Consider the following 19,467-nt stretch of genomic DNA (forward strand, 5'->3'; position numbering starts at 1 on the left):
CCGGCTGGCTGCAAGACCCGTGCCGGAACGAGACGGGCTCAGCGCGCGAAGGCGTTGCGCAAGGCCTCGGCCACGGCCAGATGGGCTTGGCCCGCCTCCTGGATGAAGCGCCCCATGTTGATGAAGTCGTGCAACACACCGGGCCACTCACGCACCGTGACGGGCACGTCGGCCGCTCGCAGGCGCTCGGCGTAGAGGTGGCCTTCATCGGTCAACGCATCGCACTGGGCCAGGCCGATCCAGGCCGGCGCCACGCCGCGGTGGTCTTCGGCATGCAGGGGCTCGCGATGCCAGCGCTGGGCGGGGCGCTCACCCCGGGCCTGGCGCTCGAACCAGCGCATCAGGTCTTCGGTGAGCAGCGTGCCCTGCGAATACGCCTTGAACGAGTCGGTGACCATGCCCAGTTGCACGGAGGGGTAGAACAGTACCTGCAAGGCCAGCGGCAGGCCGGCATCGCGCGCGTGCAAGGCCACCACCGCGGCCAGCGTGCCGCCGGCGCTGTCGCCACCCACGGCCATGCGGCTGCCGTCCAGGCCCAGGGTGTGGCCTTGCTGGCTCAGCCAGGTGAAGGCCGCCACGCAGTCGTCCATCCCGGCGGGGTATTTGTGCTCGGGCGCCAGGCGGTAATCGACCGCCACCACCGCCGCACCACTGTGGTGCGCAATCTCGCGACACATGGCCTCGCAGGTGTCGATGCCGCCCACCACGAAGCCGCCGCCATGCAGGTACAGAAACACCGGCAGACCGGTGTCGTGCGAGGCGGCCCACAGGCGGGCCGGCAAGGCGCCTGCCGGGCCCGGGATCTCGAAGTCCTGTACGCGGGCCAGTTCGCGGCCAGGGACGGCCATGGCACCCACACCCATCCGGTAGGACGCCCGTGCCTGATCGGGTGGCAAGGTGTGGATGGGGGGAAAGCCGGCGCGGCGGATGTTGTCCAGCAGGGCCTGCGTGGCAGGGGTGAAGGGTGCGGGCGGCACCGGAGGCATGTCGGCCATCGTGGGGTCTCCTCGTCTCGGTATGGGATCCATGCGGGTCGTGCGTTCAGGGTGCGCTGACGCGGATCTCGAGTACCTCGTCCTGCGCATCGCCGATTGCCCGGGTGGACCAGGTGCCCGACTGACGGGTGTCCGAATCCTGTCCGCGGCGCGCGACCACAACCCATTCTCCCAGAGGCACCTGCAGCGTGCTGGCCACCTCGGTGCGGCGGATCTGGCCATCCGGCTCCAGCGCGCCGCCCAGGGCCACTCCCCCCGCCCCGCCATGCGGCCCGGCGGCCTCGCGCGCCTGGGCCTGCAACGTGACGGTGACGGGGGCTCGCCCGCCCGGCCAGCGCGGGCGCACGGTGAGGCCCTGGCCCAGGTCGACCCACTGCGTCTGGCTGACCGCCCAGGCCTGGGGTGCGCCACCGGCGTCAGCCGGCGCGCGCCAGGCCAGCTGCCAGCTGGTGTGGGGCACGCTGCGGCCCATGAACAGGCGCGCCTCGCCGCCGTTGAGCACCTGCACCGCCTGCACGGTGTCCCGCCGGGTCTGCACGCTGTGCTGCCCCGCCTGCGCCTGACCCTCAACCCGCACGCCGCCACGGCTGTCGACCGTGACGCCGCCCTGGCGCAGGCCACCGCTGCGCTCGACCGCATTGCCCTGACTGCTCACACGCCAGCTCACCAGCAGGTTGCCGCCTGCAGCAGGCTGCCCGGCAGGCTGCGCATGGCCGGTCGCGGCGGCGAACCCCAGCCAGGCGCCGGCGTAGCCCGCGAGGCACAGCAATCGGCGAATCGGACAGGTCATGCGTTCGGTCTCCTGCGCGTACTCAGCGCGAAATTCAGGGGGTGGAATGGCCACATTTCCACCGCTCGAAAATTTTCCCATCGGCGATGCTCAAGTCCACGGCCCACGGGGTCGATAAACGTTCAATCTGCCACAGTGCCGCCGCCTTCGGGGCCCGATGGTCAGAGCATCCCGGTTCCTTTCGAGATGGAGGCTGGCAAACATGCAGCTCGAAGCCCTGTTCAAGCAACCCCAGGCCCTTCCGGCCATCCCCAAGATCGTCCATGAGCTGATCGACAGCTTCAACAACCAGGACGTATCGATTGACGACATCGCCAAGAAACTGGCGGCTGATCCGGTGTTGTCCGCCCGCTTGCTGCGGCTGGCCAACTCGGCCTACTACCATGTCTCCCGTACCGTGGGGACCGTCAACGACGCCTTGTCCATGCTGGGCTTTGTGACGGTGCGCACGCTGGTGATCAGCTCCGGCCTGACGGGTGGTTACAAGTCGATGCCCGGGATGGATTTGTCCCAGTTCTGGCGCTACAGCCTGCACACCGCCGCGGTTGCAGGCTGGGTGGCCAAGCATGCGAATGTGAACCGCGACCAGGCGTTCACCGTCGGCCTCATGCATGCCATCGGGCAACTGGTGATGCACGCGGGCATGCCCGAACAGATGCTGCACCTCGACAAACTGGCATCTCCGATGGATGCACGCCGCATCGACATGGAGCGCACATCTTTCGGCTACACCTTTGCCAACGTGGGCGCCGAACTGGCCCGCCAGTGGCGCTTCCCGACGACCTTCGTCGATGCCATTGCCCACTTCGCTGACCCGCTCCAGCACGAACCCTTCGATCCGGTGGCCGGCTGCATTCACCTGGCTGCATGGCGCGCCCGTGCAGAGCACAACGGCCTGACGGCCGAAGAAATGGCGGCCACCGTGCCGGCCGAGGTATGCAAGAAGCTGGGCGTGTCGACCGACACCTTCCTCAAGGACATGCCGCCGCTGAGCGAGATGTGCGAGGGCATGGAAGCCCTGCTGCACTGACTTCAGATCGACAGCGGATCCACATCCACCGCCCAGCGGATCACGCCGCTGCGGCGGTGTTGTTGCGCCAGGGCCAGCCAGCGCGGATGGGCCTGAGCCAGAAAGCGCTGCAGCGCCGGCCGCTGGGGGCACTCGATCATGGCCTGCGCTCGCTCCACATTGGCCACGCGCTGAACTGGCGTCGGCACCGGCGGATACAGCGCCACCCCGCCCAGGGCCTCAGCGAGCGGCTCAACCGCCGCCAACGCCGCCTGCAGATAAGCCTGCACCGCTTCTTGCGTCTTGCCCTCGGCGCGCAGCATGGCCAGGCTGGCGTACGGCGGCAACCCGGCCATCTCGCGCTCCTTGAGTTGCTGTGCCGCAAAGCCCGCGTAGTCGTAGCTGCGCAGTGTCTGGTAGAGCGCGTGCGTCGGATGCCAGGTCTGCACCCACATCTCGCTGTGCCCAGACACCAGCGCATCACGCCCGGCCCGGCCGGCCGCCTGCATCAGCAAGGCGAACTGCCGCTCGGCCGCGCGGAAATCGCTGGCAAACAGCGCCGCATCCGGGTTGACCGCGGCCACCAGCGTGATGCGCCGGAAGTCATGCCCCTTGGCCACCATCTGGGTGCCCACCAGCACGTCCACCTCCCCCGCGTGCACGCTCGCGAGCTGCGCCTCCAGCGCGCCCTTGTGGCGGGTCACATCGGCGTCGATGCGGCCCACGCGGGCGCCGGGCAAGGCCTCGGCCAGTTGCTCCTCGAGGCGCTCGGTGCCCCGCCCCACGGGTGCAATGTCCTGGTTGCCGCAGTCGGGACAAGCCCGGGGAACCCGCTCAGTGAACCCGCAGTGGTGGCAACGCAGGCTGCGGTCCACTTTGTGGAACACGCGCCAGGCCGAACAGTGGGGGCAGCCGCTCTTCCAGCCGCAATCGCTGCAGTGCAGCACGGGCGCGTAGCCCCGACGGTTGAGCAGAACCAGGCTTTGCTCGCCTCGCTCGACCCGTTCACTGATGGCCGCGAGCAACTCCTGCGCCAGTGGGGGAGGGGCCTGGCCCAGCGGTGGCTTGGGTGCACGAGACAGATCCAGCACCCGCACGCGAGGCATGGCGCCATCGCCCACCCGCGCAGGCATGGCCACACGGACATAGCGACCCGCCCCGCCTTCGGCAACGGGCATCGCGTTGAACCACGATTCCAGACTGGGCGTGGCCGATCCCAGGAGGACGGGCACCCCCTCCAACCGCCCTCTGAACACCGCCAGATCACGCGCCGAGTAGCGCGCCCCATCTTGCTGCTTGTAGCTCGGATCGTGTTCTTCGTCGACCACGATCAGGCCCGGGCGCAGCAGCGGCGTGAACACCGACAGGCGCGTGCCCAGCACGATGTCGGCGTGGCCCAGGTGGGCCATCAGCCAGGAGCGCAAGCGCTGGGCAGGCGTCAGACCGCTGTGCAACGACACGATGCGCCGCCCGGGAAAGCGTTGCGCCACACGGGCCTCAAGCTGGGGCGTGAGGTTGATCTCGGGCACCATGATCAGCACCTGGCGTCCAGCGGCCAGCACCTGCTCGGACTGTCGGAGGTAGATTTCGGTCTTGCCGCTGCCGGTGCTGCCCCACAGCAGGCAGGGCTGCGCGCCCGCCTGAGCCAACGCTGCGAGGGCCGCGGCTTGCTGCACGGTGAGCGCCGGCCCCTCCGGATCCGCCGCAGAGCCAGGATCGGCAGCAAGCGCCTTGTGCAGGCGCCTCAGGCGCCGCTGCCACTGCACATCATCGAGCTCCCGCAACTCGGGCGGCAGCACCATCAAGGCCATCTCTCCGAGACCACGCTGGTAATAGCCTGCGGCGAACCCCACCAGCGCACGCCATGCAGCTGGCAAGGGCGGCAGCCCCGATAAGACCTCGGCCACCTGGCGCAACTGCCCCTCGGGCAGGGCCTGCGCCGCCGCGGCGTCCAACGGCCAGACCACCCCGGTGACCTCGCGCCGCCCCAGCGGCACGCGCACCAGCGTGCCTGGCGCCAGAGCGTCAGCACAAAGGTAGTCGAGCGGGCCGGACAGCCCGCTGTGCTGCGGGGTGTCGACGACCACCCCGACGCGGTGCAGGGGCGGGTCGGCGAGGTGCATGCGGTGATGTCACCGAAATTCTGACAGAGCGATGAACACTGCGCGGCAAGTGCTTGATTCTGCGGGGGTTCCCCCTTATCCCCGTGGACTGTGGATAACTTTGTGGGAAAGCCTTGCAAACGCGCGCTAAATGCTTGTCGCGCCGTCGTTTGACTCAGATTGCCTCACAAAGAGGCATCCCAGGCGTTCCCAATAAAATCAACCACTTAGCTTTGATGTGGCGAGCACGCGTCACGGCGCGCACCGCGCCCCAGCGCGGTGCAGTCGTGTGGCGTGAAATGGGGATAACCGATCACGCCAAACCAACACGCAAGGGTTTTCCCTAGTTGCTCGCTGTCTGACAGAACTTGTCAGCGAACGTGACAAAACACACGGTTTGACGGTGAAAACGCGTGCGGCACGGCGCTCGTCGGCAGTCCCTTGGCGACATACCTTCAAGCGCTTACCTGATGCAGTCAATTCGACACCCTAACAAGCGCCGCTAAGTGCTTGATTTTGCGCCCCCACACACCGGCGCTGTACTTGTGGATAACTTTGTGGGAAACGCGGGGATGCCATAACAGAGCTTTCTGCTCATCGGGGTTTTCACCGGGTCGCCACCATCTGTCAAAAGCCGCTTTTCTTCTTTGGAATCAACGACTTGAAGCACGGTTTCGCAAATCGTGCACAAGGAAGAAATTGTGCACAGGGCTGCGGCGTCGCTCGCCCAAATTTGGGGATAAGTGAGCCTGCGCTAGCACAAACTTTGTCGGCGAACCGCGTGTGTCCGCTGCATTTTCTGTGCTATGGCCCGACGGCTTTTCGTTCGTCCGCCCCCGGATTCGAACGGTCGTGCGAAAAATGGCTGACCCATGCGTCAGGGGCAGCCAGAAACAGGTATGCTCATGTCGCGCCCCAGCAGGTCGCCTCCTGCCGGGTGCCTTGTTCAACCACCACCCATCCTTGAGAGAGACACGATGAGCTACTCCATCGAATCCAAACTCGGCGACCTGCTCGACAACGAAGCCACCAAGGCCATCCTCGAAAAGCACATGCCTGGCATTTCCACTCACCCCCAGATCGGCATGGGCAAGGGCTTTGCCCTGTCGATGGTGGCGAAGTTCTCCGGCGGCCTGATCACCGATGAGATGCTGCAGAAGGTCAACGCTGACCTGGCTGCTCTGGGCTGATGCTCGGGGGCTCATGCCTGCGCCTGCGGGCGTGAGCGCAAAAAAGCCTCCCGCTGGGAGGCTTTTGGTTTTCTGCCCGGTCAGCCCCGGGCGAGCCTTACCAGTTCTCGGTCGGGAGGCTGCATTCAGCGCCTGACGGATTCACGTCGCAGCGGACGCGCTTGATGATCTTCAGCCCCCGCTTGTCGTAAAAGCCCTTCTCGGCCATTTCGATGCGCCCTTCACGCATGAGCTCGACATAGCGCTCGGCGTCGGCCGGAGACGGGTCCATCCATAACTTGGCGGGAATCTCCGCGTCGGCACGCCGGGTGAGTTGCACGATCTGGTCAAAGCGGGACAACCAGACCTCACGCGACTTCTGCCCGTAGCCGGCCGGAAAGCGATCCGGACGGAACACCATCTGATAGGTGAGGATGGTCAGCGGAAAGCGGTGTACCGCACCCTTGCTGCCCATGCCCTTATGCAGCTCCAGGGGCTTGTACGCCAACGAGGGCGCCATGATGACGTCCACATTGCCGTTGTTGAACATGGTGCCGAAGTTGGTGACATCCACCGCAACAGGTCGCGCGCCCACGCGGCTGATCAGTTCAGCCTGGGCCTTGTCGTGGTCGAACGCCGCCACACGTTTGCCGGTGGCCGCCTCCAGATTGGAGATGGCCCGGTCATTGACAAACGCATAGGCGGCGCCCATCGGGACAATGCCGCCGATCTCGTGCCCGCCCTGCACCAGCAGGTTCGCAGCCTGCGGCGAAGTGAAGATCCGAATCGCCCGCCGCACCACTTCCGTGCTGGCAGCCATGTCGAGCTTGCCGCCCTTGACGATGGTGGAGGCACCCACCGAATCCAGCGAGGCCGTCAGTGGATTGAAGGCGCGGGTGCGCAAGGCCGTCGCCATCACGGCGTCGCATTGACCGGTGCGGTAATCCTCGACCGCCACACGCTCGTCGATGTAGACCTTGAGCTCCAGTTCGGCGCCGTGCTTCTGCATCTCCAGCGCGTAATCCTTCGCGGTGTTGAAGGCATCGCCATTGGCGCCGAGGATGTCGAACACGCAGACCTTCTGCTTGGCGATGGCGCCCTGGCTTGCGGCCAGCAGCGCGATGGCGGCCCCAGCCTGCCACGAACGTTTCATCATCGGGTGTCTCCTTGTGTGCACGGCGCGACCGTCCGCGCCAAGGCGACAGCCTAAAGGCTGAACGTGTGGAGGACGGTATCGCTTGGTTAAGGACGACAAGCAAGGTCAGGCGGCCCACCCAAACGAGGGGGTCGCCATGATCACGGGGGAACAGGAGGCGACACATCCGGTGTTGACCCTGTCCCCATGCGGCAAGGGCCGGCCTACGCTGTCCTCGTAGTGCTAGCGCCTTCGATCCGCTCACATTGCGGACATCTGACACCCATATACGAGGAACCTTCCCATGAAACCCACTCTGAAGCGCCTTGCAGCAGCGTCGCTGCTGTGCACCATGGGCTACGCACAAGCGGCCGTTGTGACGCTGGTGCCTGGCGACGAATTTGACGGCCTGACGGCCAGCGGCAGCGCCACGCTGAGCTTCAGCCTTCAACTGCTGGAGGCCCTGGACACGGGGCAGATCGAGATCAGCGGTTTTGGCGACGCCGTGCTGGACGTGCAGCGTGATCCGCAAGGGTTCTACACCAGCGTGAGCGCCTCCGCGCCAGGCTCGTCCATCACCTTGAACACTGAAACGCGCGACGTGCTGGGCGTGGCCACCACAGGCGGGGCCACTTTGACGGCTCCCGCGCTGCGCAGCATCTCGTCGGGCGGCTTCCTGACCGTCAGCGACCTGCGCTTCGACGTGAATGCCATGACGGTGTATGCCACCATCATTGGTGGCAACGGCGTGGGCACGATCAACAACTTTGCGTTGTGGAAGGCGGCGACGCTGACCGGCGAAACCAAGGTCGCTGGCGCTGGCACGTACAACAACAGCATCTCCGGGCTGACCATCACCTCTCAGGGCTTCGAGGTGTTCTCGCAGTCGCTGGGCCTTCTCAACCTGGGCCGCGGCGCACTGAGCGCCGTGACCGACTTCGGGTCCATCTCATCGGTCATCAACGCGGTGCCCGTCACGCCCGCCATCCCTGAACCCAGCACTTACGCGCTCATGGGCCTCGGCTTGGTCGGTCTGGCGCTGGCAACCCGCGGTCGCGGGCTGAGCGCACGCGCCCAGGCCTGAACCTGCGCACGGCTCAGACAGCGTCGGGGCCGTGCCAGTCCAGCACGCGCCAGGGCCCTTCCTGATCGCGCCAGCTGACCCAGGCCAACTCGGGCTGCTGGCGCAGTGCCGAGAACAGTTCCACCCTGCCGCGCTGTTCGGGCAGGGTGGAGCGAACCACCTCAAACCGGCCGGCCGTGCGCCGCGCCAGGCTGAGTTCGTGGTCCAGCCACACGTGTGCCTCATCCGGCCTGTGTAGCAGCACATCTACCAGCGAGAAGCCAGGTTGCATGCCTCTGGGCCAGCGGACGCGGCGCGGCCGGTGATAGGCCAGGTACGCGCCCGCGCCGATCAGCAGCCGGCCATCTTCGAGGCCGTTGGCATCGAGGCCGGCCAGACAGAAGGCCACATCCGCCCCGCACAGGGTATCCACAGACCAGACGCTGCTGTCATCATCGTGAACATGCACCTCGACCAGACGGTCTTGTGCCTCAAACATCAGCCAGCCCGACTCCAGCAACACGCCCGGTGGCTGGTAATCCGCCCGGCGCAGCCAGCTGCACAGCTCTCCCTCAGGGTGGGCGTCAATCTGCATCACGCCCACATGCGCGACCTGCTGGGCCAGGCAAGCCAGCTCATCTGACCTGAGTTGATGCAGTGGCAGGGGCCTCACGTCGTCCACACAGGCCGGCAGACGCCAATGGGCAAACCAGCGAGGGCTGAGCAGACGGGCGGACCAGGCGGCCCCGTCCTGCGGCGCAGCAACAGCCCCTCCGGCCTCGCGAAGCAGGCGCAGGCGTAGCCACAAACCCGCGAGGTCTGGACGAGAGAAGGGGGGAGCGTCGTTCATGGCGGCACCGCGTGTGCCCGAACCTTACGGGCAAAGCCACGGGCGCGCGCTCATCCGACGAGGCGAGGGCGGAAGAAAAAGGGGGGATTCGCACACAAAATCGCCCCTCTTGTATTACTTTTGCAACATTTGCACAAATGCAACCGCGTTGCGGCTCGGCTCAGGCAGGCAACAGGCCGTCGGCACGCAAGAGCGCTTCCAGACACTGGTTCTGCAGGCCGTAAAAGGCCTTGATGTCCTGAATCTGGCGCACGATCTCATCGGAAGCGCCGCGTTGCTCGCGCCGCACAGCCAGGATCATCTTGTTCTTGTTGGTGTGTTCCAGCGAAATGAACTCAAACACCTGCGTGTCATAACCGGCGGCATCCAGCAGCAGCGCACGCAGGCCGTCGGTCAGCATCTCGGCCTCCTGGGCCTGATGGATGCCGTGACGCAGGATGGGGCGCAAAGGGTGCGGGCTGAGCAGTTGCGGGCGAATCTCCTTGTGACAGCACGGCGAGCACAGGATGATCTCCGCGCCGGCCCGGATGCCAAGGTGAATGGCGTAATCGGTGGCAACGTCGCAGGCGTGCAATGCGATCATCACATCGAGCGTCTCGGGCGTGTACTGGCGCACGTCCCCCTGCTCGTAGGCCATGCCCTGCAGCCCCAGCGCATCGATCACGCCCTGACACAAGGCCACCAGATCGGCCCGCAATTCCACGCCTGTGACCTGCGGGTGGCGGCCCAGGCTGTGCGTGAGCCAGTCGTGCACGGCAAAGGTCAGGTAACCCTTACCCGACCCGAAGTCCACCACATGGAGGCGATCGCGGTCGGCCAGGCGCGAGCGCGCCAGCGCGGCCGACAGGACCTCGATGAACTTGTTGATCTGCTTCCACTTGCGCGACATGGCCGGGATCAGCCGGCCCTGTGCATCGGTGACGCCCAGCTCACGCAGAAAGGGTCGTGACAGGCTCAGCAGCCGATGCTTCTCGCGATTGTGGGCTGCCGCGGACGCCTCGGCCTCGACAGCCGCCCCGGGCTCGCCGTCTGACGGGCGGGACTTTGCGGCATCGGGCTGCACCGCCCCCACACGCACGCTGGCCTTGCCCTTGCGGCTGATGGCCAGCTGCACCTCCTGGCCGGGCGTGTGCAGATGGGCGTTGCGAAAGGCACCGGCGTCCAGCCAGCGGCCGATCGCGTCGAGTTGCGCGGCCACGGGCGCGTTCTTGGTGATGTCCTTGGTGGGGAAGCGCCAGACGGCGCTCAAGTGCGGCACCCCCTTGAGCATGACCGGGCGCAGCGTCACGCGTTGCAGCCCCTGGCCCAGCGCATCGATGTCGCTCTGCCCGCCCTGGTAGCTCACCAACACCACACGCTCGCAGCGGCCGGCCGCAAGCGCCTCGCGGCACTGCGCCACAAAGCGTTGTACCGCCGCCTGGGTGACCGGGGCACTCACGGCTTGGCGCGCTCCTTGCCGCGCGGACCCGCAGGTGCGCCATCGCGGCGCGGGCCTCGGCCATCGCGTGGACCATCCCTGCGACCGTCACCTCGCCCGTCACGGCGCTGCCCAGGCCGCTCACCACGCGGTCCCCGCTCACCACGGTGGTCAGGTCGGGCCGGCGCCCGCGCGGCGTCTTCCTTGGCTTCTTCGCGCGCCTGCGCCAGCAGGGCTGCCAGTTGACTGGCCTCGATGCCCTTGAGCGCGCAGAAATTGGCCTCGGTCAGCGTCGTGCGCTCGAAGTCGCGCAGCAAGGCCGCACGCTCGCGACGCCCCTTGAGCTCTTCCTCCCGACGTGCCTCGCGCAAGGCGCGACGGCGGGCCAGTTCGTCGGCTGCGATCTTGCGGTGCTCATCGCTGAGCTCGCCAGCCGGCTGGCCATCCAGATCGAAGCGATGGGTGGCCTTGGTGGTGGCGACGAGGTAGCCCGTGGCCCCGGTATGGCGACGCAAAAAGGCCGACAGCGCCTGCTTGCTGAACACGCCTGGCGCCCGCTCCTGGATGTCGGCCTGGATGCGCAGCTTCAGGGGCTTGGGCGCGCCAGCAAAAAGGGCCGGGAACAGTTCGGCCAGTCTGGCGCCGGTCTGCGCCGGTGAGGGCGCGGCGTCGGCAGCAGGCGCGGCCGCCGCATCGGGCGTGGTCGCCTCTGCGGTGGCGTCTGAAGGCACGGGTTCGGTCGGCACGGCGTCGGCCGGAGGAATCGAGGACATGGCGTGAAGATCGCGTTCGCAAAACCCCGATTGTGACCGCTTCCCCAGCGCTCAGCGTGCGCCGCGGCGACAGGCCTGCGGTGTCTGCCCGGTCCAACGCCGGAATGCACGCGTGAAGGCGCTTTGCTCGCTGTAGCCCAGCAAGAGCGCGATCTCGGCCAACGACAGCGCTGGGTCCGCCAGGTACTGACGCGCCAGGTGCTCGCGCGTGCGGTCAAGCAAGGCCTGCCACGTGATGCCGCTGTCTCCCAGGCGGCGCTGCAGCGTACGGGTGGACTGGTGCAGCGCCTGCGCCACCTTGTCGACCGACACCTCGCCATCGGGCAGCAGGCGCACCAGCACCTGCTGCACCGCGCGGTCGAACGGGTTGGGCTGCGGCAGCGCGGCCAGCAGCGAGCGCGCCTGCTGATCCAGCAGCGTCCGCAACCCGGGGTCGCGGTGGGGCATGGGAATGGCCAGGTAACTGGCCGGGAAGCGCACACGCGTGTGCGTGTCACCAAAATCGACCGGGCAGCCGAAAAAGGCCTCGCAGGCCGCGCGCCGTGCCGGGGCGGCGGCATGCAGAAAGCTCACGCGACTGGGGGGCGGGGCATCTGCGATCTGACGGCGCAGAAAGCTGACCAGGGCGGCAATGGCCACCTCGTCGGCCACGACCGAGACGTGCGGCGGCCGCGGCCAGCGCAGTTCCACCTCGCCTTGCACCATGGCCACCTCGGCCAGGTCCACACCATAGAACAGGCGCTCGTAACGCTGGTAAGCGGCCATGGCCTCGGCCAGGGTGTCACTGGCCAGCACGAGATAGCCCAGCACGCCCACGTGCCGCGGCTGCACGCCGGCGCCGATGGCCAGACCAGGGGCCGGCTCACCCGGCTGCAAGGCCACCGCTTCGTCTAGCAGCGCGGCCCAGGTGGTGACAGGCACCCTGTCCTCCGGCAACCACATCGCCAGACGCGCTCGGATGCCCGGCGCGGGCAATTGAGCCTGGTCCAGCCAGTCGGTCAGCAACGCCGTCCAGGCGCCAGTGACGCGCATCAGCATGCTCATGAGACAGTCATGGTTCGTTCAATCAATGACATCGATTGTCAATGGATGGTCAGCGTTTGTCCATCCCCGTCCCCCCTGTTTTCCTACAGTGGCAAGGTGTTTCCAACCCAAGGGGATCCTCATGAGCGATGTTCTGCACGCCATCGGTTTCGTGCTGCTGGCAGGCACCGTCTTTCTGGCGCTGATCGTGCTGGAGCGCGCCTACTGGCTGCGACGCCACCGGCCACAGGCCTACGACCTGCGCGAGTCGGCGGCCAACATCGGCACCGGGCTGCTGTACAAGCTGTTCGACGGCGTCTTTGTGGCAGCCGTGATCGCCGTATTTTTTGATGACGTGCGTGCGTGGGGTCTGCAATACACGCCGGCCAACCCGTGGGTGGGCTGGCTGGTGCTGTTCGTGGTCACCGACTTCCTGTTCTACGTGGCCCACTTCGTGATGCACAAGGTGCGCTATGGCTGGTGCTCTCACATCACGCACCACAGCTCAACCCGCTTCAACCTGTCGACCGCGCTGCGGCAGAACTTTCTGTTCGACCTCAGCGGCGTGGCGCTGCTGTGGTGGGTGCCGCTGGCCCTGATCGGCTTTGACAAGACCGCCGTGATCATCGCCGTCGAGCTCAACCTGTTCTATCAGTTCTTTCTGCACACGGAGGCGGTCGGGCGGCTGCCACGCTGGTTCGAGGCAGTGTTCAACACGCCCTCGCACCATCGGGTGCACCACGGGCGCAACCCCGCCCAGATCGACACCAACTTCGGCAGCGTGCTGATCATCTGGGACCGTCTGTTCGGCACCTTCGTCGACGAACGCGACGCTGGCGAGGTCGTCTATGGCATCAGCCATCGGCAACCCACCACGCTCAACCCGCTGCGCCTGAACCTGGACGAGTGGTTTGCGATGTGGCGCGATGTGTGGACACACAAGGATCTGCGCATTTTATGGAAGCACCCAGACTGGGTCGAGGTCCGCCGCGGTGCCGAACGCCGGGCACTCACAACTGCTCACACGCGCTAGGGTCGGCCCGCATGACCGCCCCGAAGCCCCTCGCGACAATCTCCCCAACCCTCCACCAAAGCGGGGCAGATCATGACCGGTCTCTCGAACCTGGCTCGACGCGGTCGTGCCATCTTGCTGGTGGCCCCGGCTGCTTGGGCCACGTTCGCTCATGCAGGTACGCTGCTGGTGTTTGGCGACAGCCTGAGTGACACCGGGCGCCTATGGGCCGTCAGCGAGCAGACGTTCGGCCAGGGCGTGCCGCCCTCGGAGCCCGGGCTTTACTGGCAAGGCCGTTTCACAAACGGCCCGGTGGCCGTGGAGGTCATGGCCCAGACGCTGGGCCTGACCCTGGACAGCCGCGCCTGGGGCGGGGCATTCAGCGGGCAGGGCAATCTGCTCGGCAACAGCGGGCCACTGGCTGACAGCGGTCTGCAAGGCCAAGTCGGAGCTTACCTGGTGGAACAACCCACGGTCGGGCCCGACATCCAGATCGTGCTGTGGGCCGGGCTCAACGACCTTGTGCTCAGCCCCACGACTGCCACGGCGGCGCGCGCCGTCGTCAACCTGGAACAGGCCGCACGCGGCCTGATTGCAGCTGGCGCCACGTCCCTGCTATTGCCACAAAGCCCGGATCTGGGCGCCTCGCCATGGGCGCGGGCCTTGCAACCCGACACTACCGCACGCTACACGGCAGCATCGTTGGCACTCAACACCGGTGTGCAGTCCTTGGTCGCGCGCCTGGCGGGCGAATACCCCGACGTGCATATCCTGACATTCGACACGCCAGGCGTACTGGCTGCCGAGCAGGCAAGGCAAGGCTGGATCACCGCGGCCTGTGTGGACGGTGATTTCTTTGGCGTCGAAGGCGTGTGCACGCAGCCCGAGCAGCATCTGTACTGGGACGGCACTCATCCCAGTGCAGCCGCCCATCGCCACCTCGGGTGGGCCATGGCTCAGGCCGTACCCGAGCCCGCCACTTGGATGCTGCAGGGCCTGGGCCTGCTTGCATTGGGCGGCCAGCTGGCGCGTCGACGCGGCGCCCGCGTTCAGCCTGCAGCCGACCCCCGAGGGTAGGCGCTGTCGCGCACGGGCCCGGCCACCGCCTCGACCTGGGCTTGCACTTCCTTGCGCATGCCCAACAGGAAGCCCGCTTCGGCCACGACGAACAGCGGACCGACGATGAGACCGGCGATGTCATCGACGAAGGCCGGCTTGCGGCCCTCGTAGTAGTGGCCGATGAACTGGATGATCCAGCCCACGACGAAAACCCCGATGCTCCAACCCAGCCAGGTGGCCAGCGGCATGGCGGCCAGCTGGTGGCCGACCGAGACGGCGCCCGCCATCAGCACGGTCATCACGATGCCGTAGCGCAGGTCCAGCCGCAGGTAGAAGATGCTGCTGAGCAACCACGCCAGCATGGCCAAGGACACCGTGACACCGCCCAGGTTGACGGCGGCGCCAGCCAGCAAGGCGGCAAACGACAGCACGATGAGGGGGATGCCGACAAAGTGCGTCTGGATGTTGCGCACATGGCGGTGGTAGCCAGCGTAGTTGGCAAGATGCTCGGTCAGTGTCTTCATGGCGTGTCTCCTGTTGCTGCATGTGGCTGCCGGCCCGTGCGCCGCAGCATGCCGTTCGCATCGTGAGGCCGCCGGAGCCAGCCCGTCTGCCAGATTTCCGACACTTGCGGGTTAACCCGAGTGGCCGCTCACAGCCGTCGCGCCAACAGCGCCCCCGCAAAGCGCTCGGCCAGCGGCACGCGTACATGCAGCGGGCTGCCTGGGGCGGCGGTGATGGGCTCCCCCTCGAGGTTGCGCATCTCGGCCAGCACGATCTCGGCGTTGCCCGAGGGGTGAATGACCTCCAGCGTGTCGCCCACATCGAAGCGGTTCTTCACCACGACCTCCGCCCAGCCACCGTCAATGCCCTTGACCTCGCCGACGAACTGGCTGCGCTGGAACTGCGAGTGGCCGTGGATGTAGTTCTGATAATCCTGCGCGGGGCGGCGCTCCAGGAAGCCGCTGGTGTAGCCCCGATTGGCCATGCCTTCGAGCTGCAGCAGCAACTCCGGGTTGAAGGGACGGCCGGCCAGTGCGTCGTCGATGGCCTGACGGTAGACCTGGGCCACGCGGGCGACGTAATAGAGTGACTTGGTGCGCCCCTCGACCTTGAGCGAGTCGACGCCGATCCTGACCAGGCGCTCCACATGTTCGACGGCACGCAGGTCCTTGGAGTTCATGATGTACGTGCCGTGCTCGTCTTCCATGATGGGCATGAGCTCGCCCGGCCGCTCGGCCTCTTCGAGCAGGTAGACCTGGTCGGCCGCCGGGTGGCGCTTGCCGTCACCACAGGCCGAGAAGGCCTTCTCGGCAGCCTCCTGCTCCTTGGCGAAACTGAAATCACCTTCCATCTTGATGGGGATGACCTCGCCCGTGTCACTCGATTCGGTCGCACCTTGCGTCTTGTACTCCCAGCGGCAGGCGTTGGTGCAGGTGCCCTGGTTGGGGTCACGCCGGTTGAAGTAGCCCGACAGCAGGCAGCGGCCCGAGTAGGCGATGCACAACGCGCCGTGCACGAACACCTCCAGCTCCATGTCGGGGCATTCCTGGCGGATCTTCTCGATCTCGTCGAGGCTGAGTTCGCGCGAGAGGATGATGCGTTGCACGCCCATCTTCTGCCAGAACTTCACGGTGGCGAAGTTGGTGGTGTTGGCCTGCACCGAGAGGTGGATGGGCACTTCAGGCCACTTCTCGCGCACCATCATGATCAGGCCCGGGTCGGCCATGATGATGCCGTCTGGCTTCATCGCGATGATGGGCTCGATGTCGCGCAGGTAGGTGCGGATCTTGTCGTTGTGGGCGATCAGGTTGCTGGTCACGTACAGCTTCTTGCCGCGGGCGTGGGCCTCCTGGATGCCCTGCTGGAGCTGCTCCAGACGGAACTCGTTGTTGCGCGCACGCAGCGAATACCGTGGCTGGCCGGCATAGACCGCATCGGCGCCAAAATCGTAGGCGGCACGCATCTTGTCGAGCGAGCCGGCAGGCAAAAGCAATTCAGTGGGGCGAGACATATGCCCATTGTGCCGGGGACGGCTCCTGTGTTCTACTGAAAACCGGCCGCAGTCTGGGGCCGGCGTCCCGCATGTCCTGCCCTGGGGACCACGCCAGGGTTGCCTTTGACAACCTGGTTCCGGAGCCGACCATGACCCCCGCCATCCGCATGCGCCTGCAGGCGTTAAGCCGTCGCCGACAGGAACGGACGGCCGGTGTGGCATCGGGCTCGATCCGCGTCAGCCTGGCCTGGCTGGCCGCGCTGTGCCTGCTGCCGGGCATCCTCGTCACCGTCACGCTCATTGCGCTGGACCAGCGCCAGCGACAGCAGGAAGCCGAGCAGGCCGTGCTCACGAGTGCCCGCGTGCTTGCCTCCTCTCTGGATCGGGAGTTGTCGGCCGTGCTCTCGGGCCTGCGCGTACTGGCTTCCGACCCGGCCTTGCAGCAAGGCGACCTGGCCACGTTCCATCAGCGTGCGCTCGACGCGCTGCCGCATCAGAACGTCGCCAACTTCGTGCTGATCGACCGCGACGCTCAGCAGCGGGTCAACACCCTGCGTCCCTGGGGGGTGGCGCTGCCGGCCGGTGGCGCACCGCCCGAAATCCGGCGCATCCATGTCCATGGCAAGGCCGTGGTCAGCGACCTGTTCGTGGGCCCGGTCACCGGCACACCGGTCGTGGCGCTGGGCGTTCCCGTCCGTGTCGGCGACGAGGTCCCCTACAGCCTCAACGTGGGCATCGAGCCCGAACGCATCACCCGCATGATGCGCAGCCAGCTGCACAGCCCGGACTGGATCGCTCAGGTCATGGACCGCAACGGAACCATCATCGCCCGCACCCATGAGGGCCGGCGTTTCATCGGCCAGCCGGCCTCGCCTGAATTGCTCAAGAGCGTGCTGTCGCAGCGCCACGGCGCGCTGCGCACCCAGACGCTGGAAGGCATCCCTGTCGTCGTGGCCTTCCAGCATCTGGCCGGATCGGACTGGTCGGTGGCGGTGGGAATCCCGCTGGCATTGGTCGAATCGGGCTGGCGCACGTCACTGGGCAGCGTGCTGGTGGCTCACCTCGTGATGTTCGCGCTGGCGGTCAGCCTGGCCTGGCGCCAGGCCTTCGCCCGCTTCGTCCGCCCGATGGAAGGCCTGCTGGAGCGCATGCGCCGACTGTCGCGCAACGAAGACCCCGGTCCGCGTTGTACCGGCAGCGGCACGGCCGAATTGCAGGCCATGGAACTGGGTTTCGAGCGCATGCGCGCGCACATTCAACAGCGCGAAGCCGAGCGCCAAGGCATCATCGACCGCCTGACCGACACGCTTGAGAGCATGGGCGACGGCTTCCTGATGGTGGACGCCGCCGGCTGCATCACCTATGTGAACCAGCAGGCCGAGCGGCTTCTGGGCCGAGAGCGGCAACAGCTGCTCGGCCAGATGCTTTCCGACACCTTTCCCGCCCCGGAAGCCAGGCCATTGCTGGAAGCCTGCCAACAGGCATGGCACCGCCATGCGGGCGACTCGCTGGTGGTGCCCCTCAGTGCCCAGCAGCGCTGGCTCGAGGCCGATGTCCACCCATCGGAGTGGGGGCTGGCGCTGTACTTCCGGGATGTGAGCGAAGCCCAGCGGCTGCGCGAAGCCCAGGCTGCCAAGCTGGTGGCCGAGGCCGCCAACAAGGCCAAGACAGAGTTCCTCTCCCGCATGAGCCACGAGCTTCGCACGCCGCTCAACGCGGTACTGGGGTTTGCACAGCTGCTGCGTCTGGACAGCACCACGCTCACCGCCCGTCATGCCAGCATGGTGCAACGCATCGAAACCGCCGGCCAGCACCTGCTGGAGATGATCTCGGAGGTGCTCGACCTGTCACGCATCGAATCGGGCTCGCTGCCGGTGCGCCCGTCGGCGGTGGATGCAGCGGAACTGGCCACCACCTGCCACGAGATGCTGGATGAACAGGCCCGCATGCGCGAGGTGCGCCTGACCCTGCTGCTGGACCCGGCCCCGCTGACCGTGCACGCCGACCCGACGCGCCTCAAGCAGGTGCTGATCAACCTGATGGGCAACGCCATCAAGTACAACCGGCCAGGCGGCGAGGCCACGCTGGTCGTGCAACGCGAGGGTGACCGCCTGCGTTTTGAAGTGCGCGACACGGGGCAAGGTCTCACCCCCGAGCAGCAAGCCCATCTGTTCGAACCCTTCAACCGGCTGGGCCGCGAGCAAGGCAGTGAAGCCGGCACCGGCATCGGCCTGGTCATCACACAGCGGCTGGTCAGCATGATGGGCGGCGAACTGCAGGTGGCCTGCGTGGCCGGCGAGGGGTGCCGCTTCTGGTTCGCGCTACCCGGCACCGAAGCAGCCGAGCCAGCTGCCGTTCAGCTGCCGTCGGGCAACGGCTGAAAACGCTGGCGGATGCCGATGAGCAACACATCAACCAGCGCGTCGAGGTGTTGCTGCGCTTCAGCCATCGGCACCCAGACGTCGTCCGGACCCATCACCAGCTGCCGGGCCGTGTGGCCATGAATGGCCTCCCAGGTCAGCTGGGCCATCAGGTCGATGTCGGCCGGCGTGGCCGACACCAGGCCCTGGTCCGCCAGGCCTGACCAGACCTGCCGCGCGAACGCATACGGATCCTGCTCGGGATCGCCATGGCGCACCCGCGCCGAGGTGTTCGGCGCATGGGGGCGGCGCTGCATGAACACGAAAGCGTACTCATCGGGGTGGCGCAGCCCGAAGGCCACGTAGGCCCGCGCCATGGCGCGCACCTGCTCCCAGCCCGGCGGCGCCGCCTGCACCGCCTCGCGCATCACACGCGTGAGCTCAAGCAGGTCTTCATCCATGGCCTGCGTGATGAGCGTGGCCTTGTCCTGAAACAGCGCGTAGACCACGGTGGTGGAGTAGCCGGCCAGCTCGGCCACCTTGCGCAGCGAGATCTCTTCCACTCCGCCCTTGCGCACCAGCTTGCGCACGATCTTGATGATGGCCTTGCGCCGCTGCTCGGCTTCACGCAGCTTGCGCACTTCCTTGGGCGTCAGGGACACGGCACGGCCTCGCGGTTGGCTCAGGGTTTGTCGGGGTCGTCGGCAGACGGAT

17 protein-coding genes are annotated in these 19,467 nt (G+C 66.7%); 6 read left to right on the top strand and 11 right to left on the bottom strand.

The features are described 5' to 3' along the window. Positions 1-38: 38 nt before the first annotated feature. Both GTZ97_RS13705 and GTZ97_RS13710 read right to left on the bottom strand, forming a co-directional pair. On the bottom strand, positions 39-995 hold the full coding sequence (locus GTZ97_RS13705) for an alpha/beta hydrolase (protein ID WP_330863616.1): 957 nt from the start codon (positions 993-995) through the stop codon (positions 39-41). A 46-nt stretch (positions 996-1,041) separates the two neighbouring features. Next, complete coding sequence (locus tag GTZ97_RS13710) at positions 1,042-1,785, bottom strand: type II and III secretion system protein (protein ID WP_161651203.1); 744 nt, start codon at positions 1,783-1,785, stop codon at positions 1,042-1,044. 202 nt (positions 1,786-1,987) lie between these two features. Between GTZ97_RS13710 and GTZ97_RS13715 the strand changes: the two genes are divergently transcribed. Beyond that, positions 1,988-2,815 carry an HDOD domain-containing protein gene (locus GTZ97_RS13715; RefSeq protein WP_161651204.1) on the top strand — a complete coding sequence of 276 codons (828 nt, stop codon included), beginning with the start codon at positions 1,988-1,990 and terminating at the stop codon, positions 2,813-2,815. A 2-nt stretch (positions 2,816-2,817) separates the two neighbouring features. Here the strand turns inward: GTZ97_RS13715 and priA are convergent, their stop codons facing one another. Then, the gene (gene priA, locus GTZ97_RS13720) at positions 2,818-4,917 is read right to left on the bottom strand and encodes a replication restart helicase PriA (protein WP_161651205.1); all 2,100 of its coding nucleotides are present in this window, start codon (positions 4,915-4,917) and stop codon (positions 2,818-2,820) included. Positions 4,918-5,873: 956 nt separating this feature from the next. Here priA and GTZ97_RS13725 point away from each other — a divergent pair. After that, on the top strand, positions 5,874-6,086 hold the full coding sequence (locus tag GTZ97_RS13725; protein WP_161651206.1) for a hypothetical protein: 213 nt from the start codon (positions 5,874-5,876) through the stop codon (positions 6,084-6,086). A 97-nt stretch (positions 6,087-6,183) separates the two neighbouring features. On the opposite strand, the gene GTZ97_RS13730 is transcribed toward GTZ97_RS13725, so the two are convergent. Continuing rightward, positions 6,184-7,221 (bottom strand): putative solute-binding protein, encoded by a 1,038-nt coding sequence (locus GTZ97_RS13730; RefSeq protein ID WP_201748295.1) that lies wholly within the window; start codon positions 7,219-7,221, stop codon positions 6,184-6,186. A gap of 283 nt (positions 7,222-7,504) precedes the next feature. On the opposite strand from GTZ97_RS13730, the gene GTZ97_RS13735 reads away from it, so the two are divergent. After that, on the top strand, positions 7,505-8,284 hold the full coding sequence (locus GTZ97_RS13735) for a PEP-CTERM sorting domain-containing protein (protein ID WP_161651207.1): 780 nt from the start codon (positions 7,505-7,507) through the stop codon (positions 8,282-8,284). Positions 8,285-8,297: 13 nt separating this feature from the next. On the opposite strand, the gene GTZ97_RS13740 is transcribed toward GTZ97_RS13735, so the two are convergent. The 4 genes from GTZ97_RS13740 to GTZ97_RS13755 all read right to left on the bottom strand — a co-directional run bounded on the left by GTZ97_RS13740 (position 8,298) and on the right by GTZ97_RS13755 (position 12,347). Continuing rightward, complete coding sequence (locus GTZ97_RS13740; protein ID WP_161651208.1) at positions 8,298-9,113, bottom strand: hypothetical protein; 816 nt, start codon at positions 9,111-9,113, stop codon at positions 8,298-8,300. 160 nt (positions 9,114-9,273) lie between these two features. Further along, positions 9,274-10,551 carry a class I SAM-dependent methyltransferase gene (locus tag GTZ97_RS17020; RefSeq protein WP_161651209.1) on the bottom strand — a complete coding sequence of 426 codons (1,278 nt, stop codon included), beginning with the start codon at positions 10,549-10,551 and terminating at the stop codon, positions 9,274-9,276. Continuing rightward, entirely contained in the window at positions 10,548-11,303 is a 756-nt protein-coding gene (locus tag GTZ97_RS13750; RefSeq protein ID WP_161651210.1) for a ProQ/FINO family protein, read from the bottom strand. Before GTZ97_RS13750 ends, GTZ97_RS17020 begins: the two co-directional genes overlap by 4 nt. A 51-nt stretch (positions 11,304-11,354) precedes the next feature. Further along, the gene (locus tag GTZ97_RS13755; protein ID WP_161651211.1) at positions 11,355-12,347 is read right to left on the bottom strand and encodes a helix-turn-helix domain-containing protein; all 993 of its coding nucleotides are present in this window, start codon (positions 12,345-12,347) and stop codon (positions 11,355-11,357) included. A gap of 121 nt (positions 12,348-12,468) precedes the next feature. On the opposite strand from GTZ97_RS13755, the gene GTZ97_RS13760 reads away from it, so the two are divergent. Further along, a complete protein-coding gene (locus GTZ97_RS13760) occupies positions 12,469-13,359 on the top strand; it encodes a sterol desaturase family protein (RefSeq protein WP_161651212.1) in 891 nt (296 codons plus the stop codon). A 72-nt stretch (positions 13,360-13,431) separates the two neighbouring features. Then, positions 13,432-14,415, top strand: a complete 984-nt coding sequence (locus GTZ97_RS13765) for an SGNH/GDSL hydrolase family protein (RefSeq protein WP_161651213.1) — start codon at positions 13,432-13,434, stop codon at positions 14,413-14,415. Here the strand turns inward: GTZ97_RS13765 and GTZ97_RS13770 are convergent. Then, complete coding sequence (locus GTZ97_RS13770; RefSeq protein ID WP_161651214.1) at positions 14,388-14,921, bottom strand: Mpo1 family 2-hydroxy fatty acid dioxygenase; 534 nt, start codon at positions 14,919-14,921, stop codon at positions 14,388-14,390. The two genes, GTZ97_RS13765 and GTZ97_RS13770, sit on opposite strands and share 28 nt — an antisense overlap. Before the next feature lie 128 nt (positions 14,922-15,049). Next, positions 15,050-16,411 (bottom strand): prephenate-dependent tRNA uridine(34) hydroxylase TrhP, encoded by a 1,362-nt coding sequence (trhP, locus tag GTZ97_RS13775; protein WP_161651215.1) that lies wholly within the window; start codon positions 16,409-16,411, stop codon positions 15,050-15,052. Between the two features lie 131 nt (positions 16,412-16,542). On the opposite strand from trhP, the gene GTZ97_RS13780 reads away from it, so the two are divergent. Beyond that, positions 16,543-18,774, top strand: coding sequence for an ATP-binding protein (locus GTZ97_RS13780; protein WP_161651216.1), 2,232 nt, complete (start codon positions 16,543-16,545; stop codon positions 18,772-18,774). Here GTZ97_RS13780 and GTZ97_RS13785 read toward each other — a convergent pair. Beyond that, positions 18,750-19,415 carry a TetR/AcrR family transcriptional regulator gene (locus GTZ97_RS13785; RefSeq protein WP_330863617.1) on the bottom strand — a complete coding sequence of 222 codons (666 nt, stop codon included), beginning with the start codon at positions 19,413-19,415 and terminating at the stop codon, positions 18,750-18,752. The genes GTZ97_RS13780 and GTZ97_RS13785 overlap by 25 nt on opposite strands. Between the last annotated feature and the right edge of the window lie 52 nt (positions 19,416-19,467).

It is taken from the genome of Aquabacterium fontiphilum, from assembly GCF_009909205.1.
GTDB lineage: Bacteria > Pseudomonadota > Gammaproteobacteria > Burkholderiales > Burkholderiaceae_C > Aquabacterium > Aquabacterium fontiphilum.